Genomic DNA, 23,712 nt, shown 5'->3' with positions numbered 1-23,712 from the left:
GACAAGATTATGCTAAGATTAAATGTATTTATCCAAGTATCGGAAGAAAACAAGGCAGAAGTGGAAAAAACAGCTAAAGAACTGGTAGCAGCATCATTGAAAGATGAAGGATGCATAGCATACGATTTCTTCAAGAGCGCTACACGTGAAGATGTTTATATGATTTGTGAAACATGGACAGACGAGGCCTCTCTGAAAGCTCATTCAGAAAGTGTACACTTCACTACATTGGTTCCAAAAATTGAGAGCCTTGCAGCTATGAAACTTGAAAAATTCCAATTCTAAAACAATAACTGATAACGGCGATATTATCTTTTAAAACGGATAATATCGTCTTTTTTCATAAAGATATGCAGTTCGACAACAAGGTATGTATAGTAACCGGAGGTAATGCCGGTATAGGCAGATGTATTGCTGAGAGTTTCAGTAAAGAAGGTGCCAGAGTATATGTTATAGACAGAGACATTGACCACGATACTGACGAAAATATATTCTGCTACAAAGGGGATATTTCAGAGAAAGAAGTACTGGAAAGTTTTGCCGCATGGGTATTGTCAAAAGAAGAGAGAATTGACTTCCTTATAAACAATGCATGTCTGATGAACGGAGGTATATTAAGCGGATGCTCATACGAAGATTTCATGTATGTGCAGAAAGTCGGTGTGGCTGCCCCTTACTGGCTGACTGTATTATTCAAGGAACATTTCTCCAAAGGTGCGTCCATCGTCAACATATCTTCAAGCAGGGCATTCCAGTCGCAAGCCGATACAGAAAGCTATACTGCGGCCAAGGGCGGTATAACAGCACTTACTCATGCTCTCGCTGTAAGCCTCAGCGGTATAGCAAGAGTGAACTCCATTGCTCCAGGATGGATTGAGACCGCACGTTTCCACAAGGATACAGAAGTTCCTAATTACTCGGAAGCCGACATCATGCAACATCCGTCACAGCGCATAGGCGAGCCTGAAGATATTGCCAGAGCCGTTATGTTCCTGTGCGACGAAAAGAACAGTTTCATCAACGGAACAAACCTCACGATAGACGGAGGAATGGGCATACTGATGGTATATCATAATGATAACGGTTGGAAAATGGAACATTAATACAGCCGCCGGATAACATTATCGATATGACTATTCGGATTAAGAGGTATCTGGTCGGAAAGTAAAAGACTTTTTACCATGTGGAGTGTTCCTTGCTTGTACTTCTGAAAGTGTTCTGAAGCTATATGCTGTTCATAAGCGGCTTTACTTGCATAGGTTTCAAGAATGGTAACCTTGCAAGGATTATCTTTTTCACTCACAGCATACATAGTCAACACCCCGGGTTCAGTAAGCAAGGAAATCTCCCCTACTTCTACAGCATATTTAATATATTCATCAAGGAATTCCGGATATACCTCTATTTTCGATAGACGGACTATGCCGTCTGCCTCCATCGGCAATTTGTGACATATAATTTGTTTTTCCATATAATAAGAATCACATATATTTATACTCTTCTCCTGTGCTTCGGATTTTACACTCAGAAGCATAAATAAAGGAAACAACAAACGACAAAATAATATCTTCATTTTTTAACTTTTAAATCTTAAAAAAATACCGATTATTATATGATAACTAAAAAATACCGAAGCCTTGCATCGTCATTATTTATCTATCTGACTTTCAGTAAACGGATCTGCACGATGTCCCATAAGGTCTATCTTTGCATATTCACGATCAAACTCCTCAACTTCCCATGCAGCCAGACGTACTGTTCCAGCTCCAAGTAAATCATCCAGGTGTTGAGGGTTTGTTGTACCGGGAATAGGAACTATCCACGATTTACGCGACAACATCCACGCAAGGGCAAATTGTGCCGGAGTCATATTCTTTCGCATAGCCCACTTACGAATTAGCTTCACTAGTGGCATATTATGTTTTAAAGCTTCGGGAGTGAACTGCGGTAAATTCCATCTACGGTCTCCTTTATGAAAAGTGCTGTTTTCGTTTATCACACCAGTTAGAAACGCCCGTCCCAACGGACAGTATGGCACAAAACCAATACCCAACTCTTCAAGTGTAGGAAATATCTTAGTTTCAGGCTCACGCCACCAGATAGCATATTCACTCTGAACTGCTGATAACGGACAAACAGCATGAGCCTTTCTGATAGATCTGGCACTGGCTTCAGACAAGCCCCAATTTAAAACTTTCCCTTCTTGCATTAAATCTTTAACCACTCCTGCAACTTCTTCCATTGGAACTTCAGGATCAACACGATGTTGGTACAACAAATCAATATAATCAGTACGCAAACGCTTTAACGAGCCCTCCACAGCTCTGCGAATATGCTCCGGCCTACTGTTTAAAGCTGTCGGTTTACCTTCTTCAACTCCGAAACCAAATTTCGTTCCAATTTTCACCTTGTCACGAAAAGGAGCTAAAGCCTCGCCCACCCATGTCTCACTGGTATATGGCCCATAAACCTCTGCCGTATCAAAGAACGTTACTCCCATATCATAAGCATGGCGGATAAGAGATATCATATCTTTCTTTTCATACTTACCACCATAATAACCAACCATTGGCAGACATCCTAGACCTATTGCAGATACTTCTATTCCTCCGAGTTTTCTACGTTCTATACTTCCGGAAGATACTTCATTTATATCTTTATCTACATTCTCAGACTCAGAAGTACCATCGGCTATCACCTTAGATATGCCAGTCAAAGAACCTGCGGTAGATAATACTGCCACAGATGATAGTTTCAAAAAATTTCTTCTGTCCATATTCTATAAACCATTATTAATTACTATTATCAAAACCTGTCAAACCACGTAATATTTCTATTTCATTATCTTCAAGTTGTAGTTCACATTCCACATTATCTGTATCTTTTATAATTCCATTCTGCGTCAGAAAAAGCTGCAAAAGTGTTTGTGGATTAATGTGATAACGGTCTGCAATAAAACAAACGACCTCGTCTTCAAATAATTGGGGAGAAATGATGATTTGCCTATCCATTTTTCACTGTTTTTTTGATATCACAAAGTTACTTGCCCCAGATAACAATGAAGTAACAATAAGTGGGACATTTGTATCATTTTTACTGATAATGCCACTATTGAGTTTTAAGATTAAGTGAAAAGTTTTATTTTTGCCGTGACATGGATAAAAGCATAGCACAATGAGCAAAATTCTGAAAGTAAAAAATGTAAACGATTATTGTAACTGGCTTGGTTATGAAAGCCAACACCCACAGGTTTGTGTAATTGACTACAAGGAAGTCTCCCCTATACGTCATTGTCTGGCCAACTACAGTGTTTACGGAATATTCTTTCATGATGAAGCAGAAATAGACTTGACATACGGGTGTGGCAAGTATGACTACAAGAAAGGTACTGTAATTTGTGTCGCTCCGGGGCAGATTGGAGGAAAGGAAGACAACGGTGAACAGGTTATGCTGACCGGATGGGCACTGCTTTTCCATCCTGATATACTACAAGGTTCAGCACTGGAAAAGACTATAAAGAATTATACATTTTTCGATTACCGAATAAACGAGGCTCTACATATGTCAGAAGAGGAACATGACATTTTGGTGTCATTAATGCACCAAATGAGAGATGAGTTATCAAAAAAACACGATGAACAACAGAATGCAATTATAGTGGGCTACATAGAACTGATGCTTAATTTCTGCCAACGTTTCTACAATCGCCAGTTCCTGACCAGAAAGCTGGAAAATTCAGATATACTGATGCGATTCAATTCCCTGTTACAGGATTATTATGAAAAAGGAATACAGTTTACACTCGGATTACCCACTGTGCAGTATTGCGCAAATGAATTATGTATGTCGTCAAACTACTTTGGAGACCTTATAAAAAAGACTACAGGCGATACAGCAAGCAACCATATCAGGCAATACATTATTCAACGTGCCAAAAATGAACTTATAAGCGGAGCAACTGCATCACAAGTAGCATATAATCTGGGATTTGACTATCCTCAACACCTTAGCAGATTATTCAAGAAATGTTGCGGATGTTCCCCGACAGAGTATGTAAAACAGAAAAGGAATGACATTTAGCACTTAATCATGCCCATCACTCTCTGTAATCAGAAGGCTTTATACCTGAATATTGTTGTACATAACGGCTGAAATAGGCCATAGATGAAAACCCGAACATATCTGATATCTGTACTAGCGAAAGAGATTTATCGCGAAGCAGACGAGTTATATCAAGTATGGTATAATTATTGATCCAATAATTGGCTCCGTATCCGCTAACCTTCTTTGAAACTTCGGACAGGTATTTTGATGTGACACAAAGGCAATCCGCATAATATGTCACCTCTCTGTGCTCGCGGTATGCTCCGTCCTCCAGCATCTTCAGGAATCTATTCATAATGGATGCATTTTGTGTGGTAATATCATTCTCACCATAAATACGTGCATGGAAATCAAAAAAATCAAGAATTGCCATCCGCATCGCATTAATAACCGTCTCACGATAAAAACGATGACTTGTGTCGTTTATCCTTTGCTCAAGCAGTTCAAAATCACGAAGACATATATCCTGTTGCTCACGATTTAAGTGCATCACAGGATTCAGAAACAAGGCCAACTGTCCCTTAGTTCCATAATTACTCTGCGGAGTGCATAGAGTCACAAATTCCGGTTTTACATAAATAATTCTGCATCGGAAATCATCTGATGCTTCTATCTTTTCTATCATTTTACGCTTGCGTATTATGGACAGATCGCCTGCATGCAATTCAAAATCCTGCCTGTTGAAACGGTACTTACATGTCCCTTCCAAACAAAGCATATGGGCAAGATACTCCTCGTCCGAATCTGTTTTTATTTCTCCAAGTCTATGGGCTACGAATATTTCTTTATTTTCTTCCATATAAATATCCTCCAATTACTAGCAAGAACTGTAAAAATGGTAATTATATCCGCATTTTTTGTTTAAGTCCTATATTACCATGTATCTATCTTTGCACAAAGAACAAAATTATCAAAATAAATTAAAACTGAAAATATGAAAACAGTAAGATTAAACAATGGCGTCGAAATGCCACAGATTGGTTATGGAGTATATCAGGTCTCTCCTTCAGAATGTGAACGTTGTGTGAGCAACGCTTTGGAATGTGGCTACCGTATGATTGATACGGCACAAGCATACCATAACGAAGAAGGTGTAGGAAAAGCAGTTAAAAACAGCGGAATAAAACGAAATGAAATTTTCATTGTAAGCAAAGTTTGGATATCAAATTACGGCTACGAGAATGCACGCAAATCAATAGACGAAAGTTTAAAGAAACTACAAACAGATTATATTGATTTGATGCTACTGCATCAGCCGTTTTGTGACCGCTACGGAGCATATCGGGCACTTGAAAAAGCATACAAGGAAGGTAAACTCAGAGCTATCGGTGTAAGTAATTTCTATCCTGATCACTTTATAGATATAGCCAGTAACATGGAAATAATACCGGCTGTGAATCAGGTGGAGACGCATGTCTTCGACCAACAGATTGAAGCACAGAAAATCATGGAGGAATTCGGTACTAGAATCATGTCATGGGGACCGCTTGCTGAAGGACGCAACAATTTCTTTAATAATACGATATTAGCCAATATTGGAGCAAAGTATGGAAAAAGCATTGCACAGGTAGCATTAAGATGGCTAATACAACGTGGAGTTATCATCATACCGAAATCTACTCATATCGAACGTATGAAAGAAAATATTGAAATTTTCGATTTTTCACTGTCACAGGAAGACATGGGAAATATAGCTGGACTGGACACAGGAAAAAGTCTTTTCTTCGACCATCATGATGCCGATACCGTACGCATGTTCATGGGATGGAGATAAAAGGAAAATACAAATATCTGTAATTTGGGTAAATAATGCAGTAATAGATATACGTATTTATACTATATGTATGATAACTTTGTAGCATCAAAACAAATTTAAAAATTATAGAGACATAATTTATAGAAACTGAACAGAATATTTCATGAGAACAATAATCCCCAATATAAAAAGAAATATATTTTACATTGCATTATTTACCCCACTCAGTCTGTCGGCACAAATCATAATCGACTCCACACGGGTTTATAACATCAATGAAGTGGTAGTGACAGGAAGCCGTAGCGAAACGGATGTACGTCATCTGTCGCAGACGGTATCTGTGGTAGGTCGTGACCGTATAGAAAGTGCCATGCAGCCTTCTCTACTGCCAGTACTTACCGAACAGGTTCCGGGACTTTTCGTAACGTCACGTGGCATTATGGGATATGGAGTGTCAAACGGTGCTGCGGGAGGTATTTCGTTGCGTGGACTGAGCGGTGGTTCAGGACGACTGATGGTGATGATTGACGGTCATCCGCAATATGCCGGTATCTTCGGACATCCGATATCAGATGCCTACCAGTCATTCCTCGCAGAACGTGTAGAGGTATTGAGAGGTCCGGCTTCAGTGCTTTACGGTTCCAACGCTATGGGAGGTGTAGTTAATATCGTAACACGCAAAATGCAGGAAGACGGAGTAAACACAAACCTCCATGCAGGTTATGGCTCATACAATACACTTGAGACGGAACTTACAAACCGTGTACGTAAAGGACGATTTTCCAGCGTAATATCAGGTTCGTACAACCGCACTGACGGACACCGTGCCGATATGAATTTCGAACAATACGGCGGATATTCGAAATTGGGTTATGAAATGACAAACAACTGGAATCTTAGAGGAGACGTAAACATTACCCACTTCAACGCTTCATACCCTGGACCTGTGAGTTCTCCACTTCTGGATGGAGACCAGAGAATTACACGCGGAATGACTTCATTTGCCATTGAAAACAATTACGACAAGACCTCAGGAGCGGTAAGTTTCTTTTACAACTGGGGAGACCACTGGATTAATGACGGTTATACACCATCTGAGGGAGAAGGGCCGCAGGACGACCGCTTCCTGTCATTCGACAAGATGATGGGAGTATCTGTTTATCAAAGTATGCAGTTCTTCAAAGGCAACCGCATCACAGCCGGATTCGACTGGTTCAACTATGGAGGCCATGCATGGAATGAGTATATCAGTGGTGAAAAGGCAGGAACTACATCCGATCTGGTTGACAAGCAGGAAAATGAATTTGCCGGATATATAGATGTGCGTCAGGATATAAATTCCTTTATCACACTGAATGTGGGTATCCGTGCCGACCATCATTCACGCATAGGAACAGAATGGGTGCCACAGGCAGGATTGGCTTTCCATCTTCCTCACGCCATGGAACTGAAAGCATCTGCGTCAAAAGGATTCCGCTACCCTATCCTTAGGGAAATGTATATGTTTCCACCGCAGAATCCTGATTTGAAACCCGAGTCTATGTGGACTTACGAACTTGCATTCTCGCAACGACTGATGAACGGACAATTTAGTTATGGAGTAAATCTCTTCTATATAGACGGCAAGAACCTGATTATGACACTACCTAATCCAAACGGTAGCGGAATGCTGAACCAGAATTCTGGCGAGATAGACAATACAGGTATCGAAGTACAGGCCGCATACCGCATAAACAGACAATGGTCAGTTGACGGAAACTACAGTTATCTGCACATGAAAGAGCCTGTGATTGCCGCACCGGAACATAAGCTTTACGGAGGAGCAAACTTTTCATGCGGACGCTGGAACATATCAACAGGCATACAGTACATAGCAGGACTATATACACAGACCGACCCTGTGAAAACGGAAGACTTCGTCCTGTGGAATATAAGAGCTTCTTTCCATGCTACAAAATGGCTCGACATCTGGGTGCGCGGAGAGAACCTGCTTGCACAAAAATATGAAATCAATGCCGGTTACCCTATGCCTAAAGCAACAGTTATGGGTGGTGTGAATATCAATTTCTAAACAATCTACAAATACTTAAAGATATGAAAAAGATCTTTCTAACAATTATTTTGGCAATCGCTTTCGTAGCCCCAAGTTGCGGACATTCGCCAAAAGTGCAGGAATCAGCCAATACGGAAACGACTGATACCCCTAAAGTTTACTGGTACAAGAATATCTCATCCGGGAATCTTATTAAAATCTATGAGGCATTAGGACGCGAAGCTAAAGGTAATGTAGCTGTCAAGCTTTCTACCGGAGAACCAGGCGGTCATAATTTTTTGCAGCCGGAACTTATAAAAGGACTGGTACAGAAAGTTAACGGAACAATCGTAGAATGCAATACTGCGTATGGCGGCGGACGTTCCAATACAAAAAGTCATCTGAAAGCCGCTGCCGATCATGGTTTCACCGCAATCGCGAATGTTGACATCATGGATGCCGAAGGAGAAACTGAACTTCCAGTAAAAGGCGGAAAGCATCTCACAAAAGATATTGTCGGCAAGAACTTTCTCAATTATGATTTCACAATAATCCTCTCTCATTTCAAAGGACATGCCATGGGAGGATTCGGTGGTGCAATCAAAAACATGTCTATAGGAATTGCATCGTCCAATGGTAAAAGATTGATACATTCTGCTGGAGAAAGTACCACAAGTTGGGGCAACCCGAAACAGGATGATTTCCTGGAATCAATGGCTGAAGCTGCAAAAGCAATAGCAGACCACTGCGGAGAAAATATACTCTACATAAGTGTAGCTAACAATCTTTCTGTTGACTGCGACTGTGATTCTTCACCGGAAGATCCTAAAATGGGTGATATAGGTATTCTGGCATCTCTTGACCCGGTTGCATTAGACCGTGCATGTACAGATCTGGTACGTTCCTCAAAAGACCATGGTAAAAAACACTTGATTGAACGTATTGATTCACGTCATGGCATGCATACTCTGGATCATGCTGAAGCACTTGGAATGGGGAGTCAGAAATATGAATTAATTGAACTTGATTGATAAATCATACATATAATTTTATTCATTACAAAAACCCGTATCAAATGAAAACTAATTTACTATTGCTGATTACATTATCAATTTTAATTTTTCCGAATATGGCTAAATCACAGGTAAAAGTCCAGCAAACTGCAGGACATGATGTATTAGGAGAATTTGCTCCGGAATTCGCACATTTGAACGACAATATCCTTTTTGGTGAAGTATGGAGCCGCAATGACTTGCTTCCCATGCGCGACCGCTCAATCGTTACCGTTGTTGCACTTATGTCGCAAGGTCTGACTGACTCATCATTCAGACACCATCTTGAGTTCGCAAAAAAGAACGGAGTGACTAAAACTGAAATTGCGGAAATACTTACTCATGCAGCATTCTATGCAGGCTGGCCTAAAGCATGGGCTGCATTCCGTATAGCAAAAGAAGTATGGACTGAGAATGCGGACAGTATAGCAAGCACATCACTCGACGCATACGCTCAGACAATTATCTTCCCTGTAGGCAAACCTAACGATGCATACGCTAAATATTTCGTAGGTCAAAGCTATCTGGCTCCTATAGTTGCAGAAGGAGTTCCCGTTGCCAATGTAACATTTGAGCCTGGATGCCGTAATAACTGGCATATCCATAAAGCCAATAAAGGTGGAGGACAGACTCTTATCTGCGTAGGCGGACGTGGCTACTATCAGGAATGGGGTAAAGAACCAATAGAAATGAATCCGGGCGACGTTATATATATTCCGACCGGAGTCAAGCATTGGCATGGAGCCGCTCCTGACAGCTGGTTCTCACATCTTGCTATGGAAATTCCGGGTGAAGAATGCAGTAACGAATGGCTGGAACCGGTAAATGACAAAGATTATTCAAAACTGAAATAACATGAGAACTTTAATACTGATAATTATGAGTCTTTTTTGCTTGAACAGCCAGTCAAACGCACAGCAAAAGAAGGATAATGCGGAAACTAAAATCCTTGTGGCTTATTTTTCATGTACGGGAAACACCGAAAGCGTTGCCAAATCAATTTCAAAAGCTACCGGTGGAACACTGTACAAAATTACTCCAAAGAAAGCATATTCTTCTGCCGACCTTGACTGGAGAGACAAAAACAGCAGAAGTTCAATAGAAATGAATGACGACAATTCACGACCTGAACTTGGTGGTGAAACTGTTAATATGAATAACTACGACACTGTATTTATAGGCTACCCTATCTGGTGGGATTTATGTCCGCGTCCGGTAAATACATTCATAGAGAAGTATAATCTTTCCGGCAAGACGGTTATTCCTTTTGCTACATCAGGCGGAAGCTCCATCAACAACAGTGTTAAACAACTGAAGAAGCTGTATCCAGAAGTGGATTGGAAAGAAGGCCGCTTGTTCAACAGAGGAAGCAAACAGGCTGAAGAATGGGCTAAACAGATTATCACAAAATGATATATCCATGATATAAATTTAGGACTGACTTTCTTTTAGGGAAGCCAGTCCTTTTTTTATTAATATCCAAACCTTGAAGTGTCAACCTTCTTGCGTTCCTTAGATTTAAATCCGCCAAACCTGTATGTAAACGACAGCGAAACGTAACGGCTGTCTGCATGCTGTATTATTTCAAAGCGTTGTCCTCTGTCATTTACGGTTGCATTCGGCGTAGCTGTATTAAACAGGTCATTACCTGTCAGGCGAAACTCAGCATTCCTGTTTGCAAATATCCATTTCAAGCCGGCATCCACTTTCCATATTGAAGACAGATCGTAATTGCCTTGAATTGACGGACTGACATACATAGCATTCAACTCCAGACTGATGGATGGCTTGGAGGACAAAGTAAATGTATTGTTAATCATAGCGACTCCTCGCCATACGGAGTTGTCGAAGCCTATACCATGATAATCACGACATACATGCCTAAAGTAGGAACCATCAAGTGTGATACGCGAATTCCAAAAACTTCCTATTGTAAATGGTATTATTGCAGATATTCCGTAGTTCCTCTGATAGTCATAGTTTACAGACTGATATATCATGACCAGTTCGTCAGGACTCTGATATGCCAACTGTCCGAAAAGGCCCTTTATATGGGTATAATATACACTGAACATATATTTGCTTTTAAGCACATAAGTTAGGTCTGCAATATAATCAGTAGAAGGACGCAATTGCGGATTTCCCAACACTTTTGAATATCCGTTCAGATAGCTTACAGAATTCTGTATATCCCAGTAATCAGGATATGTCTTGTCGGAAGAGAAAGACAATTGAAAGATGTGTGCAGCAGAAGGAACATAACTTAACTGCATTGTGGGATATACAGACCAGTCTGTATAATCGGCAAGTCTATAGTATTCTCCGGCAAGCGACATGGATAAGGAAAGTTTTTCATTAAATGACTTTTCAAAACCTCCATAAAAATTATAAGTCTTTTCTTCAAGATTTGATGATGAATTCATATCTGACATATCAGTTCCGTCTGCAGGTGTATATTTCTGTAAGCTTTTTTCATTGGCAAATGAGAAGTTGATACCATAATTTACGCTCCATCCCTTTGGTAATGCGTGAGTCTGACCTGCATATACATTCCAACGGTTTACATACTGACTGCTGTTGAGAATAAATTTCTGCTCTTTGAGAGACGACTTATCATTAAAGTTCTGCACACTAGGATAAGCATAGTAAGTATAATCCATACCTACATTCGTACCCCATCTTGAAGTATAATCAGCGCTGAAGTTATGCATCTGTTCATCTCCCGTCCTTATATTTGAAGATTCGGAGAGAGTACCATTAGAATTTTCTGTAGATTTACTATTTGGACTTATAGCCGATGTATATGCCACACTCAGATTATCATCATCAGTTATTCTATAATCAATGGAAGCGCGCATATTATGAGTAAGCCTCTGTCGATTACCGGTATTATACTGTGATATATCATACACTTTATCGCCTAATGTATGATGTGAGATAAAATCGTTTGAAGACCTGATTTTTGAATAATCTGCGGAATAAAGTATATCTGCCGACAGTTTCTCACCGGAAAAGGACATACTCATATTACCTCCACCTCGTGAATATATACCCTGAGTGAAGTTACCCCCTACTTCACCACGCAACAAAGGCTCTTCAGGCTTGTTCTTTTTCAATACGATATTTATAACTGCTCCCCTTACACGATATTTTGCAGGAGCACTGTACATTACTTCCGCTTTCTCTACATTCGAAACAGGAGTATTCTTCAGAAGATTTACCAACTGTTCGGCAGTCATGGACGATGGGCGTCCGTTCAATATTATGGTTGGGCTACCTGCTCCAACGAGCTGCAATCCGCCATCCTGTTCCATCACTCCGGGCAGACGTGTTACAGCCTCGTAGGCATTGCTTACCGATGATTTTTCTGCTATTACAGATACATCATATGACAGCAATCCGTTTTCTGCCTTCACCAAAGGACGTTCTCCTTTTATCACTACTTCATCAAGACTATAATTCTGTTCCTTCATTGTTATCACACCAACATTCGGTTCGTTGAAATCTCTGGAAACCGTTTCGTAAAGAATATGCTGGAATATCAGTCGAAATGACTTAAGACCAGTATCGAACACAAACCTTCCCTGAGCATCTGTTATCACTGCATCCACAAACACCGAGTCTTCAGACTGCATCACTACAGTTACAGCCTCAACCGGTTGCTGGTTTCTATTGACCACTTTTCCGTTCACGTTCTGCGACATGACATTGTTTATGCATATAATCATGCAAGAGATAATAATCACTAAAGTTTTCATAAAACATAGTTATTTGTTTTCGTGATGCAAAGTAACCCAAAACGCTCATCATAATACGTTATACGGCTGTTATGCTTTTGTTATATTATTGTTATCATATTCAATATTGTTAATTTATTGTTATATCTTTGTGCGACAAAATATCAAAATATGAACGGAAAGTATATCAAAATAATAACATTTCTTGGATTGCTTGTAATTGTGATTATCCAAAGTGTATGGCTGGTAAAAACATATCAGCTGATAGAGCTGCAATTGACTCAATCCGGAAACCGTATATTTCCCAAATCCGTATTGAACGAAGTGTTGGAAAGGCTCAGTATCATAACCGAATCATACGGTGAAGATAAGACCTTAAACCTGTCAACCAACATGGACTATGACGAAAACATCAGCGACAAGACTCTGAAAGAACATCTGATATCCTTTCTGAACAATTATGCCGATTCATTATACCAGTCGCACGTATCCATACAACTATTGGACTCCATCTTCAAGGCTGACATGAAAGAAGAAGGATATAATGCCGAGCTATACTGTATGAAGGTAGATTCTACAGGAATTCCTATTGACGGTGAAAAAAAGATTTCCGGAATAAATGCAATGAGGACTATAAAGACTTCAGTCGTAGCACTTAACAAGGGCAAGACAGAATGCGTACAGGCTGTTATCGTAAATCCGTACTGGATAGCAATCCGCGAAATGAGTGTACTGCTCATTGCTACAGCTTTGCTTATCTGTTTTGTAGCCGGATGCATAATCTATCAGATAAAAATCATCATAAAACAGAACAAGATAGCCATGCTGAGACAGGACTTCACATATGCCATGATTCACGATATGAAAACGCCGATAAACACTATCACGATGGCCGGTCATGTACTTGAAAGTGGTATGATGGACAGTAATCCGACACTGAAAAAGCAATATTTCTCCATACTGAAAGAAGAGAGTATGCATCTTCTGAATCTTGCAGAAAAGATACTTACAATAGCCAAGCTTGAGCAGTCAAGGCTCAAACTCAATAACGAGGAAATAGATTTGAACTCGATGTTTGATGAACTGATACAGAAATTCAGTCTTAAATCGGACAAGAATGTTTCTTTCATAAAAGATGTCAGTATCACATCAAGCCTGATGGCAGACAAGGAATATCTGAAAGAAGCTATAAGCAATCTGATAGACAATTCCCTGAAATACTCTGACGAAAAAGTGACTGTGAAACTTACAGCAGAAGAGCATGGAAGTTCAATCCTGATAAAAGTCCGAGACGATGGATGGGGTATTCCACTGAAAGAACAGAAACGGATATTTGAGAAGTTCCAACGTGGCGGACTGGAATATAGAAAAGACAATAAAGTATCAGGTTTCGGACTTGGACTGAACTACGTATATAAAGTCATAACAGCTATGAACGGCAGCGTTTCGCTAAACAGCATAGAAGGAGAATACAGCGAATTCATATTAACCTTACCTATAAAAAACTGATGAATGATGACAAGAGTATTACTGGTGGAAGATGACAAAAATCTGAGTTTCATACTAAAAAGCAGTCTGGAACAGATGATTGGAGGTTATGAGGTAGTATCCGTCGCCAACGGCAAAGACGGATTGGATATGCTTATAAATGAAAACTTCGATGTAATAGTTTCGGACGTGGAAATGCCTGTAATGGACGGAGTGACTATGGTACAGCATATCAGAAAGAATCATCCGTCATTAGCCATAATTTTTATTACCGGTCTTACTACGGCCCGCGATGTAATAAACGGATATCAGGCCGGAGCCGATTTCTATATAAAGAAGCCTTTCCTTCCAGAGGAACTTGACGCACACATTCAGGCAGTATTAAGAATGAGGCATAACACTCAGGCAGAAAGTCCTGCTGGCAATGATGAAGATACTATATTTACAATAGGCAAATACAGTTTCGACCCGACACAGAACCTGCTAATATTCGAAAATGAACAACACAACCTGACAGCCAAGGAAAGCAAAATACTTGAAATGCTTTGCCGCGAAAAAGGGAAAGTTGTAAGCAGGGAAAACATCCTTAATGAAATCTGGGGTAATTCTGATTTCTATTCATCCAGAAGCCTTGATGTTTTCATAACGAAACTCAGAAAATATCTTTCTAAAGACACAGATGTATCACTGAATGTACTGAAGGGTGTGGGAATATGCCTTAAAGTTTAACAATAACCAAACAGCCGACCGGTTCAGAACGAACCAGCCGGCAGTTTTCACCAATCAATTATTTCATTATTAACTATTATCTTTCTGATATAGGTTTGTAAGGTACCTCATTAAGTACGTTCTTGTATGCAGGACGGATGATACGACGACCATCGAAATGCAATTCCTCGATGCGGTGAGCCGTCCAACCGACGATTCTCGCCATAGCAAACAGAGGAGTATAAATCTCATGAGGCAATCCCATCATCTCATATATAAATCCTGAATAGAAGTCAACATTAGAGCATACTTTCTTCTTGTCTCCCTTAACTTTCTTGAAACAAGCAATGGCACGCTTTTCTATCAATTCCAGAAAGGCAAATTCTTTTTCACAGCCCTTTTCAGCCACAAGTTCACTAGCCAACTCTTTCAGAAGAACTGCACGGGGATCGGAAATGGTATATACGGCATGGCCTATACCATAGATAAGACCACTCTTGTCGTAAGCCTCTTTATTCAGCATACGGGTTAGGTAAGTATCTATCTCGTCAACATTTGTCCAGTCTGAAATGGCTTCTTTCAGATGATGGAACATTTTTACTACCTGAATGTTTGCTCCACCATGCAATGAACCTTTTAGTGAACCGATTCCCGCTGCGATACTTGAATATGTATCTGTGCGTGTAGAACTTGTAACCCTGACAGTGAATGTAGAGTTGTTACCACCACCGTGCTCAGCCTGAAGGACAAGCAGAAGGTCAAGCATACGTGCCTCAAGAGGAGTGTAATCTTTCTTAATCATGTAAAGAAAATTCTCTGCCAACGAGAGTTTCTCATCCGGATAGCGGATATGCAATGAGCGTCCGTGTGTACTGTGACGGTAGATGCTATATGCGTATGCTATGACTGTTGGGAACTTTGAGATAAGTTCGATAGACTGACGCATAAGATTGTCGCGAGAGATGTCATCCGGATTAGGGTCGAATGTGTACATTTCCAGAACACTACGGGCCAGGATATTCATTATGTTATGACCTTCCAGGTCGATGATATTCATTGTAGTCTTCTTGTCAAGCGGCATATTGTCGTTTATCAGTTCCTTGAAAGAAGCCAGCTGTTCCTTGTCAGGAAGCTCGCCCGACAAAAGCAAATATGCAACCTCTTCGAAGCCGAAACGTTTCTCTTTCAAAAGAGCATGAACAATATCATCCAAATCATACCCCCTATAGAAGAGTTTACCCGGAATAGGTTTCAGGCCTTCTTCCGTTTTCTCATATCCCACTACGTTTCCTATCTTGGTTAGTCCTACAAGCACACCTGTTCCGTCTTCATTACGAAGTCCGCGCTTAACATTAAAACTCGTAAATAAACTGTTGTCTATTCTGCACGCCTGTTTAGCACATTCGGAAAGTTTGTAAACTATATATTCTTTTTTCATGTTCAGTTCGTTATAGTTGAATTAAAGACTTTGTATTATTCTTTCAGTAAACTCTTCTGTACTCAATACTTTACCGTCCGGCATAAATCTAGCCAAATCAATAGTTGCCTCAGAATTTTCAAAAACCTGTTCAAGGGCAGATGTTATAAGGTCGGCTGCTTCCTGCCATCCCAGATACTCAAGCATCATTACGGACGACAGAAGTAGAGAACATGGATTGACCATATTCTTACCAGCTATATCAGGTGCTGTTCCGTGGGTAGCCTCAAAAATGGCATGACCGCTATTGTAGTTTATATTTGCTCCCGGAGCGATACCTATACCGCCTACCATAGCTGCCAGCTGGTCTGATACATAGTCACCGTTAAGATTCAGAGTTGCGATAACAGAATAGTCTTCCGGTTTCAGCAATGTATTCTGAAGGAAAGCATCGGCAATACAGTCTTTTATTATTACTTTTCCCTTGTTGATAGCCTCAGCCATGGCAGCCTTTGCAGATTCTTCTCCCAAATCTTTCTTCAACTGCTGATAATAGTTCATGGTGAATGTCTGTTCTGCAAACTCAGTTTCAGCCACTTCATATCCCCATTTCTTGAAACCGCCTTCGGTGAACTTCATGATGTTTCCCTTATGAACAAGTGTTACCGACGGAAGCTTATGATCCAAGGCATATTGTATGGCAGAGCGAACAAGACGTTTTGTACCTTCTACTGAAACAGGCTTTACTCCAAAAGAAGAAGTTTCAGGGAATCTCACCTTGGTAACTTTCATCTCATTGTAAAGGAAATCATAGAATTTCTTTGCTTCAGGAGTACCCTGTTCCCATTCTATTCCGGCATATATATCTTCTGTATTCTCTCTGAAAATACACATGTCAACTTTCTGAGGCTCTTTCAAAGGAGATACTACACCCTTAAACCATCTTACAGGACGCAGACAAACATACAAGTCCAATGTCTGGCGCAATGCCACGTTGAGCGAACGTATTCCGCCTCCTACAGGTGTAGTAAGCGGACCTTTGATTCCTATCAGATATTCTCTGAATACATCCATTGTAGATTGCGGAAGCCACTCTCCAACCTGTTTATAAGCCTTTTCTCCGGCCAGGACTTCCATCCATTCTATAGAGCGCTCACCTTTGTAAGCTAACTTTACTGCTTCATTTACAATTTTCTGGCAAGCCGGAGTTATCTCAGCTCCTACACCATCTCCTTCAATAAAAGGTATAGTAACATTTGAAGGTACTACAAGTTTACCTTCTTCCATACGAACTTTACTCATTGTCTAGTTTCTCCTATATTAGTTGTATATTGATTGTTATTTTCTAAATGTATTAAGCGCAGAACCGGCCTTGAACCATTCAATCTGCATTTCATTATATGTATGCACGGCCTCGAAAGAATCCTGAGTACCGTCTTCATGAGTTAATACCACTTTCAGATTACGTCCAGGCGCGAATGATTCAAGCCCAACGATTGAAATCTTGTCATGTTCCTGCACTTTGTCATAGTCATCCTTATCGGCAAAAGTCAGCGCAAGCATACCTTGTTTCTTCAGATTTGTTTCGTGGATACGTGCGAAACTCTTTGCAAGGATAACCTTTACGTTGAGGAATCTAGGTTCCATGGCAGCATGTTCACGGCTTGAACCTTCACCATAGTTTTCTTCTGCCACTACAATTGATGAAATACCCTTAGCCTTATATCCGCCGGCTACAGCTGATACTTCGCCATAACTGCCGTCCGCTGAGTTCCAAACCTTATTCGTCTCACCATTGAATGCATTCACAGCTCCCATCAGCATATTCTTGGAGATATTTTCCAGATGTCCGCGGAATCGAAGCCATGGACCTGCCATTGAGATATGGTCTGTGGTACACTTGCCTTTGGTCTTGATAAGCAGAGGCATATCCAATAAATCCTTACCATCCCATGGAGCAAACGGCTGAAGTTTCTGCAGGCGTTCTGATTTCGGATCAATGATAACTTCAATATTACATCCGTCAGCCGAAGGAGCTACATAACCATTATCATCAACTGTAAATCCTTTCACAGGGAGCTTGTCACCAGTAGGGGCATCCAGTTTCACCTGCTCGCCTTTATCGTTTATCAGAGTATCTGTCATAGGATTAAAGCACAGGTCTCCTGCTATAGCAAATGCTGTAGCAATCTCCGGTGATGCTACAAAAGCATGTGTATTAGGGTTACCGTCCGCACGCTTTGCAAAGTTTCTGTTGAACGAAGTCACAATGGAATTCGGTCTTGTAGGATCATCTGTCTCACGTTTCCACTGACCGATGCAAGGACCGCAGGCATTTGTCATTATCACGGCACCTGCTTCCTCAAAATCAGCAATCATACCGTCACGCTTTGATGTACAGTACACTAGTTCCGAACCAGGATTGACCAACAATGGTGATGCCATCTTCAGACCTTTGTCCTTCAACTGTCTAACTAACGAAGCAGCCCTTCCCAAATCCTGATATGAAGAGTTGGTACATGAACCGATAAGCCCAACTTCCATACGTTGAGGATAACCGTTTGCAATGACCTTGTCCTTGAACTCAGATAACGGACACGCCGCATCCGGTGTAAACGGACCATTAAGATACGGTTCCAATGCAGACAAATCTATTTCAATTACCTTATCATAATACTTTTCAGGCGATGACAGAACCTCATTATCTGCTTTCAGGTCGTCAGCTACTTTTAGAGCCATATCGGCTACTTCCTCACGTCCTGTAGCTTTGAGATATTCAACTATTTCATAATCGAAAGGAAAAACAGATGTAGTCGCTCCTACCTCGGCTCCCATATTACAGATAGTAGCCTTTCCAGTAGCCGAAATTGAAGAAGTACCTTCCCCGAAGTACTCTATTATGGCGTTTGTACCACCCTTGACAGTCAGTATGCCGGCCAGCTTTAGGATAACATCCTTTGGTGCTGCCCATCCGTTCAATTTTCCTTTAAGGTGTACACCTATTATTCTCGGCATCTTCAATTCCCATTCCATACCGGTCATCACGTCAACGGCATCGGCACCTCCGACACCAATGGCAATCATTCCAAGACCGCCGGCATTCGGTGTATGTGAATCAGTACCTACCATCATTCCTCCCGGGAAAGCATAATTTTCCAAAACGACCTGATGTATGATTCCTGCTCCCGGCTTCCAGAAACCGATTCCATATTTCGATGCTACACTCTTCAGAAAATCATATACTTCCTTGTTGGTTGTCTGTGCTACAGGCAAATCAACAGAAGCGCCTTTATATGCCTGTATAAGATGATCGCAATGTACAGTTGCTGGTACAGCAGAAACATTCTTACCGGCATTCATAAACTGAAGCAATGCCATTTGCGCGGTGGCATCCTGCATTGCAACTCTGTCAGGACGAAAATTCACATAGTCCACACCTCTCTCAAAACACTTGATGGAATTAGCATCGTAGAGATGACTATACAAAATCTTTTCTGCCAAAGTCAATGCCCTACCTAATTTTTTTCGTGTATCCTGTACTTTACCGTTATATGAAACATAAAATTGTTTCATCATTTCCAAATCATACATCATAGTAACTAAATCCTATTTATTATGTAAATACCTTTTTATTGTCAATCAACAATTCTTTATCCTTTAAATTTAGCTATCAAAAGTCCACTAATACCAGACTTCTAATAAAAATCGCGCAATATTCGGTATTTTTATTGACATATGCAAGCAATATGCAATATTTAATTGATAAAAGATATAATTCCCTATAGTTAAAGTACAAAAAGTTACATAAATATGCAAATTATAGACGTATTACAATGCAGGTTATTTATAATATCTTCTCTTACGCAATGCAGCCCACTGACCTTGCGGTAGCGGGCTGCGGTGTCTGTATGATGTTACCGGGCACTAATGCGTTTTTATCGCATCAGACTGTTTTCCACTCTCCTATCGTTCCAGTTTCGGAAGAGAAACTCGCACCTATCTTATAAAGGGTGCGTGCATCAGAAGCATACTCACGGGCATAACCTTTCTCTTCTATCTGACACAGTGCCTCGTCTGCCGTACCGTCAAGCTTGAACTCGAAGATATACACGTATTGAGGCGTTTCAAGCACGCAGTCCACACGGCCGTGGCTCTGCTGCTTCTCAACATAAACGGTATAGACGCTTATCAGCCGGAGAATAAGATAAAACGTATATTGGAAATAGCGTTCGCGCTCCCTCTCGTTGTCCTTGCGGCGCATAGTATAGGGGATGCTCGAAAGAAATGAAGTAAAAAGACCGCACAGTCTGTCGGTATCGCCTACACGCAACGTACGGACAACATCGCGTATCCATCCGCCAGTCTCCTCCGATGGCTTAAGATACGAGGAAGCCACTGCGGTAAGGAAACCGTTCTTGACCTCATTGTTCGGAAAATCAAGCAGGAAAGTATTGAACTCCATGTCGTAATCCTTGATGGTAAGGTAACCGCTCTGGTAAATCATGGGCAAAGGCTGTTCCACATCAGCCTTGTAATCGATGAACTCTTCCGTACGATAATACTTGCCTGTCAGTTCGTTCATGTTCTCCTTGAAATGGGCAAGCAGACGGATAAGGTACGTCGGGGTGCCCGAACTGAACCAATAGTCACGGATACTTTTCTTGTTGAAAGCATTAAGCAGGCTGAAAGGATTATAGACATCGGTCAGGCTGTCGCTGAAATGATAGCCGTCGTATTGATTTTTAAGCCTTTGCATCATCTCTTCCTCCGTGCAATGGTAAACGGCCGCCATATCCCTGACAGGCTCGGAGAAATAAGTCCGGAGCTCATCCTGCGTAATGCCGCAAAGGGTCTCGTAACGCCCGTCCATGCTGATGTCGTCAGGCTGGTTGAAACCGCTGAACACGCTAACCTGAGAGAATTTGGTAACTCCCGTAAGAAGCACGAACTGTAGATGACTGTCCGCCACCTTGAACACGGAATAGAATCCTTTCAGGACGTTACGGTGTCGGTCTTCAAGACCGGAATCTGTATCCAGAACATCCAAGATAGGCTTGTCGTACTCGTCTATCAGGACTACGGCACGACGGCCTGTCTGCTCATGAGCGACACGAAGGACTTCCATAAAACGTCCTCCCAAATCAAGGCTGTCAGCATCCGAAACAAGACCATACTGCCTTTCCCAATCCCTCACATAAGCGTACAGGCGTTTCTCCAGAACGCCTTCATCCAAGAAGTTGGAACCATTGAAATCCACATGGAACACCGGATGTACATTCCAGTCCTTCTCTAAGCTGTCTATCTTCAGTCCCTTGAACAGTTCCTTATGCCCCAAGTAATAGTTCTTCAGCGTGGAGACAAGAAGGCTTTTACCGAAACGACGCGGACGGCTAAGAAAATAAATCTTGCCTTCGTGGGTAAGTTTATATACAAGGTCGGTCTTGTCAACATAGACATAACCGTCTTCGATTATCTGCTCAAAACTCTGGATTCCTATGGGGTATTTCATGTTATTCAATTAATAATTAAAAATTAAAAATTAAGAACTGAACCAACGGTCAGCGAAGCTAAAGTCAACGATACCAATTTACAATTAATAACGGGCGTACGTTTGGAACAAAGATACAAAAATAGGCAGAAAAACAAAAGAGCTGTAAATTTTATTCTTTCGTTTTTCTGCCTGATATATTACTCTTTCACATTCTGCAAATTTTAAGACCGCTGTACGGTTTTCAAAAATCAGTTATGAGGAAGGGGTTTACCAGTGGGCGGTGCTGCCTAAATCTTTCACTTCCGCAGAGACGCGTGCGTTGTCATCGTAAGAGCCCCACCTCTTATCCCACGTATCTTTCTGTGCCGATGTCAGGATAAGTGTCAGAGTCCGGGGCTCGCCCGCGGCGTTCGTCTGGTTGCCGCAATACAAGCTATTCAGGCTCGTAACGCTCGTGATATCAAGCTCGGTAAGGCGGTTATCGTGACAATTCAAAACATTCAGATTGTTCAGCTTCCCCACAGGCAGCGAGGTTAGCTGGTTGTTGTTGCAATACAAGTTTTTCAGCTGGGTCAGATTCTCTACAGGCAATGCGGTTAGCTGGTTGTTGTTGCAAGGCAAGCTTGTCAGCTGGGTCAGATTCTTTACAGGCAATGCGGTAAGTTGGTTATCGAAGCAAGACAATTCTGTCAGATTGGTCAGCTTCTCCACAGGCAGCTCAGTTAGCTGGTTGTAGGAGCAATACAATAGTGTCAGATTGGTCAGATTCTCCACAGGCAATGCGGTTAGCTGGTTCTTACCGCAATTCAAGCTTGTCAGATTGGTAAAGTATTCTATGCCGGAAATATCGGTCAGATTCTTACCTTCGATATTCAGTGATGTTACCGCTTCTATTGCTTGCTTGTTTTCTTCGGTCAGGAGCACGGTGCCACCGCCACCGGTCACTTCCCATCCCACTTTGTCACCCACCGCATTGATAAACGCCAGGTTGGTAATCGCCTCCTGATAGGTGGCGCCGCTGAGGTCGATGGCTCCCAAATCGAGAATCATGCCTGCGGCGAGATCCGTATCGTCGCCGATGCCGCCGCTGGCAGTCTTGGTGAAAGAGGTGCCGTCCCGACGGGTAAAGGTCAGGGAGAAACCGTTCTTCAGCGCGGCGGGTTGTCCGCTATCAGTATTCACCGAAGGCGCTACCACAAAGTAATAGTCCGCACCGGTAGTGAAAGGCCCGGTCAGGGTCACGTAGGGAACTACCGCCATAACCATTTCCATATCCATACTCGGCGCATATACATACTGTGCAGTACCGGAGAGGCCTGTTCCTCCCAGGTCGGTCAGCGTCACGCTCTTCAGTTTGTCGGCATCTCCGCCGCTGATGCTGAACTTCACCAGCGCGCAGAGGTTCTCGAAGCTCAGGTCGCCTCCCATGTCGTCAGTCATTGCCAGCGAGGGGTTCAGCCCGGTGGCAAAGCCTCCTGCCACGGCCGTCTGCACGGGCGGGAGGGTAAACCCAAGCATCGTACTCCCACTGCTCCACACACAGAGCGCAAACATGTCTTGCGGATAGACGGCTATGTATTGCAGGGCATCCGCTTCGACTGTGCCGGTAAAGGTAGCGGTGGGGGCGGCTGCCGACAGGCCGGTGGTAAAGGGGCTGCCCGGTTCTTCTACATAAAACTCTTCGGATGTGCAGGAGTATACGCCTATCACGTCATCGGGAGTCCAGTACACCTGGGTGCCCTCCACCAGCGAGGTGCGCGTGCCGGCCGCCGGGGCGGGGGCGTTGGCGGTAAAGGTCATGGTCACTTGGTTTCCCGCAGGCGTGGTCTCCGGTTCGCCGAAAGTCTCGTCGTTGCCGCAGGCGGTAAAGCTCAGCGTCAGTGCGACTAAGGGCAATGCCCCGAAAAGATGTTTCATTGTTTTCATT

At 42.0% G+C, this 23,712-nt stretch carries 19 protein-coding genes and 1 pseudogene; 10 read left to right on the top strand and 10 right to left on the bottom strand.

The features are described from left to right. Positions 1-9 precede the first annotated feature (9 nt). On the top strand, positions 10-285 hold the full coding sequence (locus OCV82_RS10985; protein ID WP_154044426.1) for a putative quinol monooxygenase: 276 nt from the start codon (positions 10-12) through the stop codon (positions 283-285). Between the two features lie 65 nt (positions 286-350). Beyond that, on the top strand, positions 351-1,103 hold the full coding sequence (locus OCV82_RS10980) for an SDR family oxidoreductase (RefSeq protein ID WP_154044425.1): 753 nt from the start codon (positions 351-353) through the stop codon (positions 1,101-1,103). Here OCV82_RS10980 and OCV82_RS10975 read toward each other — a convergent pair. The 3 genes and pseudogenes from OCV82_RS10975 to OCV82_RS10965 all read right to left on the bottom strand — a co-directional run. After that, positions 1,100-1,453, bottom strand: a pseudogene (locus OCV82_RS10975) (putative quinol monooxygenase); the annotation flags it as partial. The gene OCV82_RS10980 and the pseudogene OCV82_RS10975 sit on opposite strands and share 4 nt — an antisense overlap. Positions 1,454-1,648: 195 nt before the next feature. Then, positions 1,649-2,569 carry an aldo/keto reductase gene (locus OCV82_RS10970; RefSeq protein WP_394802660.1) on the bottom strand — a complete coding sequence of 307 codons (921 nt, stop codon included), beginning with the start codon at positions 2,567-2,569 and terminating at the stop codon, positions 1,649-1,651. 223 nt (positions 2,570-2,792) lie between these two features. Next, positions 2,793-3,011 (bottom strand): hypothetical protein, encoded by a 219-nt coding sequence (locus OCV82_RS10965; protein ID WP_154044423.1) that lies wholly within the window; start codon positions 3,009-3,011, stop codon positions 2,793-2,795. Positions 3,012-3,174: 163 nt separating this feature from the next. Between OCV82_RS10965 and OCV82_RS10960 the strand changes: the two genes are divergently transcribed. Continuing rightward, positions 3,175-4,080 carry a helix-turn-helix domain-containing protein gene (locus OCV82_RS10960; protein ID WP_154044422.1) on the top strand — a complete coding sequence of 302 codons (906 nt, stop codon included), beginning with the start codon at positions 3,175-3,177 and terminating at the stop codon, positions 4,078-4,080. Positions 4,081-4,096: 16 nt separating this feature from the next. On the opposite strand, the gene OCV82_RS10955 is transcribed toward OCV82_RS10960, so the two are convergent. Further along, on the bottom strand, positions 4,097-4,903 hold the full coding sequence (locus tag OCV82_RS10955) for an AraC family transcriptional regulator (RefSeq protein WP_154044421.1): 807 nt from the start codon (positions 4,901-4,903) through the stop codon (positions 4,097-4,099). A 135-nt stretch (positions 4,904-5,038) separates the two neighbouring features. Here OCV82_RS10955 and OCV82_RS10950 point away from each other — a divergent pair, with 135 nt between their 5' ends. The 5 genes from OCV82_RS10950 to OCV82_RS10930 all read left to right on the top strand — a co-directional run bounded on the left by OCV82_RS10950 (position 5,039) and on the right by OCV82_RS10930 (position 10,357). Beyond that, on the top strand, positions 5,039-5,878 hold the full coding sequence (locus OCV82_RS10950) for an aldo/keto reductase (RefSeq protein ID WP_154044420.1): 840 nt from the start codon (positions 5,039-5,041) through the stop codon (positions 5,876-5,878). Between the two features lie 145 nt (positions 5,879-6,023). Further along, positions 6,024-7,931 carry a TonB-dependent receptor gene (locus OCV82_RS10945; RefSeq protein ID WP_154044419.1) on the top strand — a complete coding sequence of 636 codons (1,908 nt, stop codon included), beginning with the start codon at positions 6,024-6,026 and terminating at the stop codon, positions 7,929-7,931. 23 nt (positions 7,932-7,954) lie between these two features. Further along, positions 7,955-8,923, top strand: a complete 969-nt coding sequence (locus OCV82_RS10940) for a DUF362 domain-containing protein (RefSeq protein ID WP_154044418.1) — start codon at positions 7,955-7,957, stop codon at positions 8,921-8,923. A 98-nt stretch (positions 8,924-9,021) separates the two neighbouring features. Then, entirely contained in the window at positions 9,022-9,798 is a 777-nt protein-coding gene (locus OCV82_RS10935) for a carboxymuconolactone decarboxylase family protein (protein ID WP_154044417.1), read from the top strand. 1 nt (position 9,799) lies between these two features. After that, complete coding sequence (locus OCV82_RS10930) at positions 9,800-10,357, top strand: flavodoxin (protein ID WP_154044416.1); 558 nt, start codon at positions 9,800-9,802, stop codon at positions 10,355-10,357. 59 nt (positions 10,358-10,416) lie between these two features. Here the strand turns inward: OCV82_RS10930 and OCV82_RS10925 are convergent, their stop codons facing one another. Further along, complete coding sequence (locus OCV82_RS10925) at positions 10,417-12,702, bottom strand: TonB-dependent receptor domain-containing protein (RefSeq protein ID WP_154044415.1); 2,286 nt, start codon at positions 12,700-12,702, stop codon at positions 10,417-10,419. A gap of 150 nt (positions 12,703-12,852) precedes the next feature. Here OCV82_RS10925 and OCV82_RS10920 point away from each other — a divergent pair, with 150 nt between their 5' ends. Both OCV82_RS10920 and OCV82_RS10915 read left to right on the top strand, forming a co-directional pair. Continuing rightward, on the top strand, positions 12,853-14,190 hold the full coding sequence (locus OCV82_RS10920; RefSeq protein ID WP_154044414.1) for a sensor histidine kinase: 1,338 nt from the start codon (positions 12,853-12,855) through the stop codon (positions 14,188-14,190). 3 nt (positions 14,191-14,193) lie between these two features. Next, positions 14,194-14,898 (top strand): response regulator transcription factor, encoded by a 705-nt coding sequence (locus OCV82_RS10915; protein WP_154044413.1) that lies wholly within the window; start codon positions 14,194-14,196, stop codon positions 14,896-14,898. A gap of 76 nt (positions 14,899-14,974) precedes the next feature. Here the strand turns inward: OCV82_RS10915 and OCV82_RS10910 are convergent, their stop codons facing one another. The 5 genes from OCV82_RS10910 to OCV82_RS10890 form a co-directional block, all read right to left on the bottom strand. Next, positions 14,975-16,315 carry a citrate/2-methylcitrate synthase gene (locus OCV82_RS10910; protein WP_154044412.1) on the bottom strand — a complete coding sequence of 447 codons (1,341 nt, stop codon included), beginning with the start codon at positions 16,313-16,315 and terminating at the stop codon, positions 14,975-14,977. A 21-nt stretch (positions 16,316-16,336) separates the two neighbouring features. Continuing rightward, on the bottom strand, positions 16,337-17,596 hold the full coding sequence (gene icd / locus OCV82_RS10905) for an NADP-dependent isocitrate dehydrogenase (RefSeq protein WP_154044411.1): 1,260 nt from the start codon (positions 17,594-17,596) through the stop codon (positions 16,337-16,339). Between the two features lie 36 nt (positions 17,597-17,632). Continuing rightward, a complete protein-coding gene (locus OCV82_RS10900) occupies positions 17,633-19,888 on the bottom strand; it encodes an aconitate hydratase (protein WP_154044410.1) in 2,256 nt (751 codons plus the stop codon). 349 nt (positions 19,889-20,237) lie between these two features. Beyond that, positions 20,238-21,803 (bottom strand): ATP-binding protein, encoded by a 1,566-nt coding sequence (locus tag OCV82_RS10895; protein ID WP_154044409.1) that lies wholly within the window; start codon positions 21,801-21,803, stop codon positions 20,238-20,240. A 249-nt stretch (positions 21,804-22,052) separates the two neighbouring features. Next, positions 22,053-23,711 carry a leucine-rich repeat domain-containing protein gene (locus OCV82_RS10890; protein WP_262543533.1) on the bottom strand — a complete coding sequence of 553 codons (1,659 nt, stop codon included), beginning with the start codon at positions 23,709-23,711 and terminating at the stop codon, positions 22,053-22,055. Position 23,712 lies beyond the last annotated feature (1 nt).

The sequence above is a fragment of the Bacteroides cellulolyticus genome, assembly GCF_025567135.1.
GTDB lineage: Bacteria > Bacteroidota > Bacteroidia > Bacteroidales > Bacteroidaceae > Phocaeicola > Phocaeicola cellulolyticus.
This window is presented reverse-complemented; position numbering and strand designations above follow the sequence as displayed.

Coding starts and splice junctions, on each gene's coding strand:
- OCV82_RS10925 (WP_154044415.1), bottom strand. CDS start 12,702: ATGAAAACTTTAGTGATTATTATCTCTTGCATGATTATATGCATAAAC.
- OCV82_RS10955 (WP_154044421.1), bottom strand. CDS start 4,903: ATGGAAGAAAATAAAGAAATATTCGTAGCCCATAGACTTGGAGAAATA.
- OCV82_RS10970 (WP_394802660.1), bottom strand. CDS start 2,569: ATGGTTGGTTATTATGGTGGTAAGTATGAAAAGAAAGATATGATATCT.
- OCV82_RS10960 (WP_154044422.1), top strand. CDS start 3,175: ATGAGCAAAATTCTGAAAGTAAAAAATGTAAACGATTATTGTAACTGG.
- OCV82_RS10910 (WP_154044412.1), bottom strand. CDS start 16,315: ATGAAAAAAGAATATATAGTTTACAAACTTTCCGAATGTGCTAAACAG.
- OCV82_RS10890 (WP_262543533.1), bottom strand. CDS start 23,711: ATGAAAACAATGAAACATCTTTTCGGGGCATTGCCCTTAGTCGCACTG.
- OCV82_RS10940 (WP_154044418.1), top strand. CDS start 7,955: ATGAAAAAGATCTTTCTAACAATTATTTTGGCAATCGCTTTCGTAGCC.
- OCV82_RS10930 (WP_154044416.1), top strand. CDS start 9,800: ATGAGAACTTTAATACTGATAATTATGAGTCTTTTTTGCTTGAACAGC.
- OCV82_RS10900 (WP_154044410.1), bottom strand. CDS start 19,888: ATGATGTATGATTTGGAAATGATGAAACAATTTTATGTTTCATATAAC.
- OCV82_RS10935 (WP_154044417.1), top strand. CDS start 9,022: ATGGCTAAATCACAGGTAAAAGTCCAGCAAACTGCAGGACATGATGTA.
- OCV82_RS10915 (WP_154044413.1), top strand. CDS start 14,194: ATGATGACAAGAGTATTACTGGTGGAAGATGACAAAAATCTGAGTTTC.
- OCV82_RS10945 (WP_154044419.1), top strand. CDS start 6,024: ATGAGAACAATAATCCCCAATATAAAAAGAAATATATTTTACATTGCA.
- OCV82_RS10980 (WP_154044425.1), top strand. CDS start 351: ATGCAGTTCGACAACAAGGTATGTATAGTAACCGGAGGTAATGCCGGT.
- OCV82_RS10920 (WP_154044414.1), top strand. CDS start 12,853: ATGAACGGAAAGTATATCAAAATAATAACATTTCTTGGATTGCTTGTA.
- OCV82_RS10950 (WP_154044420.1), top strand. CDS start 5,039: ATGAAAACAGTAAGATTAAACAATGGCGTCGAAATGCCACAGATTGGT.
- icd (WP_154044411.1), bottom strand. CDS start 17,596: ATGAGTAAAGTTCGTATGGAAGAAGGTAAACTTGTAGTACCTTCAAAT.
- OCV82_RS10965 (WP_154044423.1), bottom strand. CDS start 3,011: ATGGATAGGCAAATCATCATTTCTCCCCAATTATTTGAAGACGAGGTC.
- OCV82_RS10985 (WP_154044426.1), top strand. CDS start 10: ATGCTAAGATTAAATGTATTTATCCAAGTATCGGAAGAAAACAAGGCA.
- OCV82_RS10895 (WP_154044409.1), bottom strand. CDS start 21,803: ATGAAATACCCCATAGGAATCCAGAGTTTTGAGCAGATAATCGAAGAC.